The 10,848-nt window shown below is 31.9% G+C and carries 10 protein-coding genes; 5 read left to right on the forward strand and 5 right to left on the reverse strand.

Annotated elements, in window-relative coordinates:
- Positions 1-49 precede the first annotated feature (49 nt).
- Both radC and PKV21_06715 read right to left on the reverse strand, forming a co-directional pair.
- Entirely contained in the window at positions 50-976 is a 927-nt protein-coding gene (radC, locus tag PKV21_06710; GenBank protein HOM27180.1) for a DNA repair protein RadC, read from the reverse strand.
- Positions 973-3,315 carry a DEAD/DEAH box helicase family protein gene (locus tag PKV21_06715; GenBank protein HOM27181.1) on the reverse strand — a complete coding sequence of 781 codons (2,343 nt, stop codon included), beginning with the start codon at positions 3,313-3,315 and terminating at the stop codon, positions 973-975. The genes radC and PKV21_06715 overlap by 4 nt, the downstream gene beginning before the upstream one ends.
- Before the next feature lie 1,190 nt (positions 3,316-4,505).
- Between PKV21_06715 and PKV21_06720 the strand changes: the two genes are divergently transcribed.
- A complete protein-coding gene (locus tag PKV21_06720; GenBank protein HOM27182.1) occupies positions 4,506-4,682 on the forward strand; it encodes a hypothetical protein in 177 nt (58 codons plus the stop codon).
- Positions 4,657-4,950: a type II toxin-antitoxin system RelE/ParE family toxin gene (locus PKV21_06725; protein ID HOM27183.1), complete on the forward strand. Its 294-nt coding sequence runs from the start codon at positions 4,657-4,659 to the stop codon at positions 4,948-4,950. Before PKV21_06720 ends, PKV21_06725 begins: the two co-directional genes overlap by 26 nt.
- 492 nt (positions 4,951-5,442) lie before the next feature.
- Here the strand turns inward: PKV21_06725 and rfaD are convergent, their stop codons facing one another.
- From rfaD to PKV21_06740, 3 genes are read right to left on the reverse strand one after another with little or no spacing between them, the layout of a single operon-like run.
- Positions 5,443-6,402, reverse strand: coding sequence for an ADP-glyceromanno-heptose 6-epimerase (gene rfaD, locus PKV21_06730; GenBank protein HOM27184.1), 960 nt, complete (start codon positions 6,400-6,402; stop codon positions 5,443-5,445).
- Positions 6,399-6,815 (reverse strand): nickel-responsive transcriptional regulator NikR, encoded by a 417-nt coding sequence (gene nikR, locus PKV21_06735; protein HOM27185.1) that lies wholly within the window; start codon positions 6,813-6,815, stop codon positions 6,399-6,401. The genes rfaD and nikR overlap by 4 nt, the downstream gene beginning before the upstream one ends.
- On the reverse strand, positions 6,816-8,678 hold the full coding sequence (locus PKV21_06740; protein ID HOM27186.1) for a hypothetical protein: 1,863 nt from the start codon (positions 8,676-8,678) through the stop codon (positions 6,816-6,818).
- 102 nt (positions 8,679-8,780) lie between these two features.
- On the opposite strand from PKV21_06740, the gene PKV21_06745 reads away from it, so the two are divergent.
- From PKV21_06745 to PKV21_06755, 3 genes are all read left to right on the forward strand, one after another.
- The gene (locus tag PKV21_06745) at positions 8,781-9,800 is read left to right on the forward strand and encodes a Gfo/Idh/MocA family oxidoreductase (protein ID HOM27187.1); all 1,020 of its coding nucleotides are present in this window, start codon (positions 8,781-8,783) and stop codon (positions 9,798-9,800) included.
- Positions 9,801-9,815: 15 nt separating this feature from the next.
- Positions 9,816-10,580 (forward strand): sugar phosphate isomerase/epimerase family protein, encoded by a 765-nt coding sequence (locus PKV21_06750; GenBank protein HOM27188.1) that lies wholly within the window; start codon positions 9,816-9,818, stop codon positions 10,578-10,580.
- 67 nt (positions 10,581-10,647) lie between these two features.
- The coding region (locus PKV21_06755; protein HOM27189.1) for a sulfatase-like hydrolase/transferase at positions 10,648-10,848 on the forward strand (201 nt) is incomplete at its 3' end.

The following is a 10,848-nucleotide window of genomic DNA, read 5'->3' on the forward strand; positions in this document are numbered from 1 at the left end:
TCCCCCAGTTTTACCCATTTCCAACCTTCTGGTAGTTTGTATGGTTCGTTCATTTTATCAATCCTTCCTTAGCAAAACTATAATAGTCATCTTGATTTTTTCCAATAATTATATGGTCTAAAACCTTTATGTCAACGAGATTACACGCCTGGACTATGCAATTTGTAAGTTCAATATCATTTGCAGAAGGTGTTGCCTCACCAGATGGATGATTGTGAACTAATATAACAGATGCAGCGGATTTTAAAGATGCTTCTTTAACAATTTCCTTTGGGTCAACCACGGTTGCATTTAAACTCCCCATGCTTATTTCCACATTCTCAATTGGCTTGTTCTTAATATCTAAAAGAATGACATAAAAGAACTCTTTTGTAGAATCTTTGAGATATGTTCCGTGATATTCTGCCACATAACTTATTACATCCTCTGCCTGTTTTATCTTTTTCCTCTTTTCTGCTTGTTCCCTAAAAAGCCTCTTGCCAAGTTCCAGCGCTGCTTTAATTTGCACAGCCTTGGCAAACCCAATCCCCTCGATTTTGCGTATTTCCTCAATTGTTGCAGAATCAATACTTCTCAGTGAGCCAAAATGATTAAGCAATCTCTTTGATAGTTCCTCAGCACTTATTCCCTCTTTACCAGTTCTTATGATTATTGCCAGTAGTTTTGAAAGCGGTAGTTTTTCAGGTCCAAGTTTAGCAAGTAGTTCTCTTGGTCTCTCATCTTCTATCCACTGCTTAATTGGGCGGTTTTCTCTTTTTGCATTAACATGTTCTTTTATCTCTTTTCTTAACCTCTCACAATCCTGCGCGGTTTCAAACTTCAATTGATTAATGATTTCTTGTGTTTTCTCTTCGGTCAAAACTCCTTTCTTTGAGCACCTCAAAAAGATTTTTCCTTTTTTACTGCACATTGGATAAATAGCATTTGCAACTATGAATTCGCGCAATGTTTTTGGAATATTATTAAGAGTACTCATGGGGCAAAAAGCCTCCTTTTTGTCTCAAAGATAATATCTTTTGGCTCACCTAACATTTTTAAAGATTCTATCCCGCCTGCTTTAACTACCTCCGGGGCATTAAAGATATATGGATTTTCCAATTCTTCTATTCCGCCTTTCTCAAATTGCTTTGAGAGAGCGAGTAATGTTGCTTTGGTTTTTTCTGGAAAACTGGAAAGCCAATCGCTATGCTTATACTCTAAAGCATCAACACGCTCCTTTCTACTTTTCGGAGCAACACCAAAACCAATTTCCGCCAATATATCATAAAGGTCATAATCCTGCCGTTTAGTCAGCTTACGGATTAATCGCAAACCTCTACCGTCGTCTGGAAGATAATTTATAAGTTCATCTCGTTTTAGAGGATCTATCCACCTCTCACGAAGTTCGTCAAGTGTTTTGACTTTTTTAGTCAAATTAGAAGCTATCATCTGGCTGTATTCCTCAATAGTAACCATTCCCATTTTATCCCCGACTTTTGTGACAATATAAGTTCCAGCAGGATTAACACGGACATCAAATCCTTCTACACGGATAATTTTTTCTTTCCTTCCTTCTCCGGGTGGCTCTGGTGTTGATGTAGGTGGTGGTAGGGGCTCTTTCCCAAGTAAGCGTGTAGCATTTGTGTAATCATAGACACGAAACATCAATTTATTTGTAGGAAGATGAATTCTTGAGCCTCTTCCCATCATCTGCTGAAAAGCAATAGGGGAACGGACATATTTGAAAAATACTACATTTCTAAGAATTGGCACATCTACACCTGTTGTTATTAAATCAACTGTAGTTGCAATGAAATGGCTCCGTTCTGAGCCACGCAGGTCAGCAATATACTGGCTACCTCCAACCGCGGCAGTGCATTTGAAGGCATACGGTTCCAGGCGTTTCTGACCATTTTTAGTACACCAATCAGCGTAGAGATTATTCATTTCGCTTGCTACGGCGTCAGCATGGGTGTCACGCACGCAAAAGATAACAGTCTTTTGGTGAGGTCCACCGGTTTGAAGAAGCATCTCAAATAGGTCTTTACACATAGCCTTTACCCTATCTGGTAACTGGATTATATCTTCAAACGAATTGGCCTCATATTGTTCACGGATCTCATCTGCTTTAATAGGTTGGCCAGTTATTGCGTCTTTTGCTCCTCTAACTTCAATATCTTTTCGGCTTACACCCCTGATGTCAAGATTTACCTCACGACGCACGATTTCACAGGCGGAAAGATATCCATCCTCAATTCCCTGTGCCATATCGTATTCATAGACTGGCTCGCCAAAGTATTGAAGATTATTGGCAGTAATCTCCTCGTCTTCCTTTCGTTCAGATTCACTGCCTCCTTCCCAATAGCGAGGGGTGGCTGTAAGACCAATCTGAATAGCATCCGGATTTCTTCTTAATATAATGCTCCACTTGCCCCATGCACTTCTATGGCATTCATCAATAATAATGTGGCTAAAGTAGTTTTCAGGATAGTTCTCAAGAAAGAATTTTGCGTCTTCCGTTTCAGAAGCGACATTCAGTGTCTGATAGGTGGCAATTAAAATTCTGGCATTCTTTTGAGGGTTTGATGTAGTTACTTCCGCAGCATCAGTACCAAAAACATTCTGGAAGGCAAGAAGTGCTTGACTGCGCAGTTCATCTCTATCGCAAACAAATAAAGCACGACGAAGCCCTCCGGCATCTGCAATCTTTTTCAACAGGTGAACAGCTATAAATGTTTTACCTGCACCTGTGGCAAGGAAGAGAAGCAATCGCTTCTTACCTTGAGCAATCTTCTCCAATGCTGCCCGGATAGCAGCATCCTGATAATAGCGTCTGCTTGCCTCTCCACCAGGATATTGAACCAATAGCGGTTTAGCCTGCTCGCTAGATAGGGAAAACTCAAGTCCTTTCTCGTAGCGCTCACGAAGTTCAGAAGGTGTGGGAAATAAATCAAGTGGCTTGGGTTGGGAAGTCTTGCCTGTAAATTGGTCATATTCTACAAAAAGATAACCATTAGAAGAATAAACAAAAGGAACATGGTTTAAACGGGCGTATCTTTTTGCTTGCTCAAGTCCTTTATCAGGTGGCTCGCTACTTTTCTTCGCTTCAATTAATGCAACCGGTATAGGTGGACTGGCAATGTTAACACGGATACATAAAAGATAATCAATTCTACCCCTTTCTCTTCGTCTCGGCTTTCCATCTATAATATCAATCCCGCGCTCAGTTTCCTCCCGACGAATAAGGTCCTCTGTCCACCCCTTTTTATGAAGTGCAGGGTCAATTAGTTTTGCCTTGGTATCTGCTTCAGTTAAGAGATTATTTAATCCATTCATATCTATGCCTCACTATCATAGTAAAAATGTGCCATTTCCGATAACGTTCCCAGCATAAAGTAAGCCCAGCCCTTTTCTATCATTTCTCTATGCACTGCTAAAACGTAAATATTTACTGAAACTCATTGTTTTAATTTTACTTTTTAACTTTTCAATTTTCAAATTTTCTTTTTATATTTTACCACAACCTAATTATACCTTCCCAAGATTTTGTCAAGTCCGGCAGAAAACATAGCGGATTCGCCTTGTATTGTGGTGAAAGATACCAAAACCCTTGATAAACAAAGGATTTTAGATTTTTTAAAAAACTTGACAAAAATTAGTATGTAATAAGAGGAAGAAAATATGGAAGAGAGAAAACTAAAAAAGAGAAAGCAGTAAAAAAGCATCATCTACAATTTGTATAGAAAAAAGATATTATTTAAAAGTGATAAAGAGAAAAAATATAAAAACTATCTATCAGTTTATTTTTGTTGCAGATAAGAAAAGAAAAAGAAAATTTTATAAACATAAAGACAAAATATCACCAATTAAATAACTGGGTAGATACATAGAATTGCTGAAATTTACCATATAAACAATGAGAGAATAAAGTATGAAGACCTACTAAATCAGAAATATACACATCTTGGACAAATAGAAGTTATAAAAAGTATGAAACGTGATTGCCAGGGCATTACCTTATTTGTAGGTCATCCAGAAATACCATTTGTATAGAAAAGAAAATAGATTCTGATAAATTAGAGGAATATTTGCCTCATAAACTTATCAAGGATATAAGAGAAGAAATGAGACCTCCTTAAAAATATTCTTAATGGGGTTCAGCAAGGATTTACAAAAAAGTTCTTTATCATAAGTTATAACATCCTCCTAATACTTTTGCTATTTCCCACTTTTCTTTTCTTAAAATTATATCATCCTATTAAAAAATTACAATTTTTTAAAACCAATTCCTCTTAATCTATTTTAACCCAAAATTTTTCTGAAGAGGCACAATCAACAAGCGGGTATAAGAAGTAGGTAGGTATGGGGGATGGAGAGGGGTATAAAAAATTGGTTTTGGTGTTAAAAAATATATAGTCCATCAGGAGGGTGAATTTGTTTTATCAATTGGAAATGTGTTTTTTTATTTTGATTGTAAAAATTAAATATTGTAAAATTAAGATATAAATAAGGAGGAAATTTAAAATATGAAAAAATTAATTCCTGAAAAAAGAGAAAAAATGTTAATGGTTAAAAAAATTGTTAAAGAAGCAGTTATTGAAGCATTTGAAGATATTGGATTAAGTAAAGCAATAGAAGAAGGATTGAAAACTGAAAAAGTGGATAAAGAAAAAATTTTTGAAGTCCTTAATAAAAAATTATGAAGATAGAATTTACCTCAAAAGTTTCCTCCGTGATATAGAAAAATTAAAAGATAAAAAGATTGCAAAAAAGGTAAAAAAAATAATTTTAGAATGTGAAAAAAGTCCCTCTCCAAATGAAATAAAAAATCTGAAGAAATTAAAGATAGGTAAAAATTTTTATTCAATTAGAATTGGTAATTACAGAATTGGGATTGTTTTGGAGAAAAATAAATTAATTTTTGTAAGATGTCTCCATAGGAAAGAAATTTACAGGTATTTTCCCTTTTAAAAATATATAGTCCTGAAGGGGGGTAGGTCTCCATTTTATATTGAACATCAAGGGTTTTGCTTATATTTTTTCTAAATTGTATTTTCATCTGGAAATCTTTTAACAAAAAAAGTATTAAAATTCATTGTATATCAATCATTTCAACTAACTGGGTTAAATTATACAATATATTGTGTTTTTAAAGATTAAAAAATACAGAATTTTGTGGTGCCAAATCAGTGCCAAATTAATGTCAAAAAATAGGGTAAAATAGGGTAAAATAGAAAAACATAAAAAATAGTGAAAATTATTGATATACAATGGATTTACTGAATTTTCTTATTTTTTGAAAAATGGCTTAAATAGGATTAGGAAACCGCTGCTCTATCCTTCCTGAGCTACAGGGGCTTTTATAATATATTAACTGAAAAACTTTGTACTTTCAAGAAATATAAATCCTTGTTTTTTGCGTATTTTAAAACCCTTGACTATCAACCATCCCCACAGCCCACCTTAAAGGTGGACTTTCTGGGATTGGATAAAGTTTTTTATGCCTTCTTCAAGTTCCATAAATCCATTCTTATAACCTGCACTTCTCAATTTTTCAATATTCGCCTGAGTAAAATACTGATAACTTTCTTTCATATCTATGGGCATATCAATATATTCAATATTTTTCTTTTTGCCAAGATACTTAAACAAAATTTCTGCCACTTCGTTAAAACTTCTTGCCTTCCCTGTCCCAACATTAAATATCCCTTTTTTCTTTCTATTCTCCATAAAAAACCAGATTACCTCACACACATCTTTTACATATACAAAATCCCTTTTCTGCTCTCCATCCTTATATTCTTTTCTATATGACTTAAATAGTTTTATTTTCCCTGTTTGAGTAATCTGCTCATATCCTTTTGAAATTATACTCCTCATTTCTCCTTTATGTTCTTCATTAGTCCCATAAACATTAAAAAATTTAAGTCCAACAAATTTATTATGAAATTTATTCAAAACAACCCACAGGTCAAATATATTTTTTGAAAGTCCATATAGATTAACAGGGATTAAATTTTCAATATTCTCCTCTTCATCAGAAAAATTTTTTTCTTCTTTTCCATATGTAGCAGCAGATGAAGCATATATAAATTCAATATCATTTTCAAGACAGAAAACGGCAAGTTTTTTTGAGTAAATGAAATTGTTTTTCAGAATATACTCTACATTTTTCTCTCTTGTATTTGTACAGGCACCGAGATGTATTAAAAAATCAAAATTCTTATCAAATCTTTTTTCTTCAATTTTCTGAATAAATTCATCCTTATCATAATAATCCTTAAATTTTTTATTTTCTATATTTTTCCTTTTCTTTTCATTTATCCTGTCAACCAGAATAATATCCTCTATCCCTTTTTTATTTAAGTATCCAAGAAAACAACTACCTATAAACCCACATGCTCCTGTTAGGATAATCTTCATTTTAATTTCTTACCCATAGTTGCTTTTGTTATTGCAGAATATTTAACCCCTTTCAATGATTTAAGATGAAAATATAAATCTTTTATTTTCTCAACTTTTCCCTTAACAGCAACTATCTCCATACAGTTTTCCCTATCCATATGAATATGCTGGGAAGATACAATAATTGGAGAAAACTTGTGCTGAATATCAATAATTTTATCAACAATTTCCCTTACATCATGCTCATAAACAATAACAATACATCCAGTTACATTTTTACCTTTTTCCCATTCTTCTTCAACAAACTTTTCTCTTATTATATCTCTTATTGCTTCTGACCTGTTTTTATACTTCTGTACTTTTATAAAATTATCAAATCTGGTCAATAAATCTTCTTCCATTGATACACCAAACCTTTTCAATTTTCCCATTTATTCCCCCATTTTACTTCTCTTTTCTAAATCATGATAATATAAAAACCACTCTCTTATAGCCATAACATAAAGAATTAATGCACATCCTTCAACAAAATATCTTGAGATTCCATTTGTAACATTTGAAAAGACCTTCCCGAGAATACCTATAACCATCCCTATTGAAGAAAAAACAGCCCATAGTCGCATAATATGTGAATTGTATTCATTCCATGCATCAGCAGCACTTGTTATATTTGGAGCATTTTCAAGCCCTTTAAATAAATACTGTAATCCTACCTGACCTCCGTATCTGTTAACTGCTGCAACAATTATATTTGTTATCGCACCATAAAAAATATAGTAGATTAAAATTGTAATATCTTTAAGCCCTCTGGAAAAAGTAGCAAAATAACCCATTAAAAATAAAGAAATGAATGTAAAAAGGTCAAGAAATCTGAATGGTTCAATCCTTCTTTTTGATGTACTTATAAAATTTGAAATTTCTTCTTTAGTCGGGTCTCTTTCTTCATCCTTCAATCTGTCATTTAAAAACTTAAATGCCTTATTAACAGGTTGCCTTACTAAATTTTCTTTAAAAATTTCATCAATATATTTGAAAAACATATATTCTCCACCAGCCTTCAAAATTTTACTTTCATAAAGATGGCTTATTTCTCTTTTAATCTCTTCTACAATTCTGTTAACGTCAATTACTTTAAGATGTCTAACAAAATACTTTAACCTTTCCACTTCCTCATCTGAAAAATTAAACTCATCCTTTAAAATCTTATAAATTTCTTCATTTTTTCCATTCGCAACAAGTTTGTAAATCTGAAATTTTACATTAGAATACTTTTCTGCAAGATAAATAAAATCTTCTTTATTTTTGAAAATATTAAAAATTTCTCTTTCAAAGTTTCTCCAAGTTCTTATTTCTTTACTCTCATAAATTTCTTTAATCTTCCCTTTTTCAAAAAATTTCTGAACCATAGATGATGGAAAATTTGCAGTTAATTTAAGTGATTTCTTCATAAAATAAATTTCAGCAGGAGCCCTTATAAAAGCAAGAATTCCAGAAGCAAGAGTATACCAAGTATTATCCTTCAATCTTTCAGCAACCCTTACAAAAACACTTGCGCCAACAATACTTCCTGCAAGATTTCCATAAACTGTCTGCCTTATTCCATGTTTAACCTCTGGAAAAAGGCCTTCATCAGAATAAAAACCCCTTAAATTATAACTTCCAAACCCATATATTGCTCTTCTTATTAAAGCAAAAGGAGAAAAAGAAGTTGTTGCAATTTCACTTTCTTCATAATCAATTAAAATATCCTCATTTTTTCCCATCTCAATTAAATTTTTAACCTTGAAGATATACTGATGATGTGGAGTACAGAAATAAGGTCTTTCAGGTTCTTTGTCCTTCAATCTGAATTCAAAAAATGGCTTTGTTCTTACAACTTCTATTTCTCCTATATGGTTATCAAAAACTAATTCTATTTTTTTACCATTTTTTATCTTTAAAGACCTCATATTTAGAACTTCAAAATTCCTTCTTTTCAAAAATTCCAGTATAAAATTAGAAACTATCTCTAAATCTGTTTTTCTGTAAATTTTTTCTCCTCTTATTACATATTCTTTCTTCCCTTCAGTAAAATTAAGCATCTTTTCAATCTTTGCAGGAAAAACTTTAACAATTATATCACCATTTCTTGTCATTGTTCCTTTATATTCTCTATTAAAAAGGTCAAAATATCTGTAATTATCAAAAAAAGGATTCCAGTTCCATGCAATTTCCTTAATTATCTTTGTATTATTAAATTTTCCAATAAATTCTATTGCTTTCTCAATTTTTTCTATATTTTTATTTTTTCTCATATTTTTTATTTTTCTATTTATTTACAAATTGTCAAGTTTAAATTTCTTATTGACATATTACAACAGAAAGTTTATATTTAAACCAATGTGAAGGGTCAAAAAATGGAAAAAATTAAATGTGCAGTTATAGGAACCGGTATTTTTGGTGAAATACATGTTCATACTTACAAAACATATCTTAAATCTGAACTTATAAAAATCTGTGATATAAATGAAAAAAGAGCAAAGGAGATAAGTGAAAAATATGATGTAAAATATACAACTGATTATAAAGAAATTGCACAAGATAAAGAAATTCAGGCAGTTTCAGTTGTCACTCCTGATTTTGCTCATAGAGATATTGTTATTGAAATGTTAAAAAGTGGAAAAAATGTTCTTGTAGAAAAACCCATGGCAACAAATACGAAAGATGCAGAAGATATGGTAAATGAGGCAAAAAGAAGTAAAAAAATTTTGATGACAGATTTCCATAACAGATTCAATCCTTATTTTGTTCAAATTAAAGATAGTTTTGACAAAGGTGAAATTGGAAATATTTGTTCAATTTATACAAGATTGAGTGATAGAATAGATGTTCCTTTAAAATGGTTTTCATGGTCAGGTAAATCAGGTCCTCACTGGTTTTTATTTCCTCATACAGTTGACCTTGTTTGCTGGTTCTCAAAATCTCTTCCAGAAAAAATTTATGCAATTGGGAAAAAAGGAGTTCTTTCAGGATATGGCATTGATACTTATGATACTGTTACTGCAATTTTAGATTTTGGAAGATTTTATGCAACAGTTGAGACATCCTGGATTATTCCTGAATCCTGGCCCTCTATTGTTGATTTTTATTTTAAAATTGAAGGAAGTAAAGGTAAACTTGAAGTTGATTTAAATGAATTTGTATGTAAAATATCTTCAGATATAAAAAGAGAAACAAATTTCCCCATGATAACAGGATATTTACCTATTGATGGAAAACCTATTGGTTTTGCTTCTCTACCAATTCAGCATTTTATTGATTGTATATATGATAATAAAGAACCTTTTATAACACTGGAAGATGGTCTTAATAATGTTAAAATAATAGAAAAAATAGTTGAATCAGTGGAAAAAGGAAAAACAGTTTTTTTAAAATAGAAAGGAGGAATAAAAATGAAACTTGGAATTGTAACTTATATGATTGCTGCTGAATGGGATGTTGATACAATTATAAAAAAATGTGAAGAACTTGGGTATGAAGGAGTGGAATTGAGGACACAGCACAAACATAAAGTAGAATCAAACCTGACAAAAAAAGAAAGAGAAGAAGTAAGGAAAAAATTTGAAAATTCAAAAGTTAAACTTGTTGGACTTGGGACAATTTTTGAATATCACAGTCCTGATAAAGAAATTTTGAAGAAAAACATTGAAGGAACAAAAGAATATGTAATACTTGCAAAAGATGTAGGAGCAGAAGGAATAAAAGTAAGACCAAATGCTTTTCCACCCAATGTTCCTAAAGAAAAAACTATTGAACAGATAGGAAAATCATTAAGAGAGGTATCATCTTTTGCTTCTGATTATGGTATAAAAATCCGGCTTGAAGTCCATGGACATGAAACATCAAACCCTGTATATATAAAGCAGATGGTAGATATTGCAGACCATCCAAATCTTTATGTATGCTGGAATTCAAATATGACAGATATTGATGAAACAGGTTCTATTGAGAAAAATTTTAATCTTCTGAAAGATAAAATAGAGATTGTACATATAAATGAACTCTGTAATGATTATCCATGGTTGACATTATTCAAATTACTTAAAGAAATAAACTTCAAAAACTTCTGTCTTGCTGAGATATTGTCAAATCCAGAGCCAGAAAGATTATTGAGATACTATAAAGCACTTTTCAACGCATATTTGAAACTTGTATAAAGATTGATTTCAATTATTTTTTCACCGGTATTTGAAGTCAATAATAAATGGTTAAAGAGAATTAAAAATGGAAAAAAAAGATATAATTATTTTAATGCCTGACCAGTTAAGATGGGACTGTTTAGGTGCTTATGGAAACAAAATCATAAAAACACCCAATATTGATAAAATTGCAGAAGAAGGGGTTATATTCAAAAATGCCTATACAACAAGTCCTCTTTGTATGCCTGCAAGAGCATCTTTTGTAAGTGGACTTTACCCTCACCTG

It is taken from the genome of bacterium (assembly GCA_035371905.1).
Taxonomy (GTDB): domain Bacteria; phylum Ratteibacteria; class UBA8468; order B48-G9; family JAFGKM01; genus JAMWDI01.

Bases quoted from the DNA above. Each gene is read 5' to 3' on its own strand.
- radC (HOM27180.1), bottom strand. From the start codon at position 976: ATGAGTACTCTTAATAATATTCCAAAAACATTGCGCGAATTCATAGTT.
- PKV21_06720 (HOM27182.1), top strand. From the start codon at position 4,506: ATGAAAAAATTAATTCCTGAAAAAAGAGAAAAAATGTTAATGGTTAAA.
- rfaD (HOM27184.1), bottom strand. From the start codon at position 6,402: ATGAAGATTATCCTAACAGGAGCATGTGGGTTTATAGGTAGTTGTTTT.
- PKV21_06750 (HOM27188.1), top strand. From the start codon at position 9,816: ATGAAACTTGGAATTGTAACTTATATGATTGCTGCTGAATGGGATGTT.
- PKV21_06745 (HOM27187.1), top strand. From the start codon at position 8,781: ATGGAAAAAATTAAATGTGCAGTTATAGGAACCGGTATTTTTGGTGAA.
- PKV21_06740 (HOM27186.1), bottom strand. From the start codon at position 8,678: ATGAGAAAAAATAAAAATATAGAAAAAATTGAGAAAGCAATAGAATTT.
- nikR (HOM27185.1), bottom strand. From the start codon at position 6,815: ATGGGAAAATTGAAAAGGTTTGGTGTATCAATGGAAGAAGATTTATTG.
- PKV21_06715 (HOM27181.1), bottom strand. From the start codon at position 3,315: ATGAATGGATTAAATAATCTCTTAACTGAAGCAGATACCAAGGCAAAA.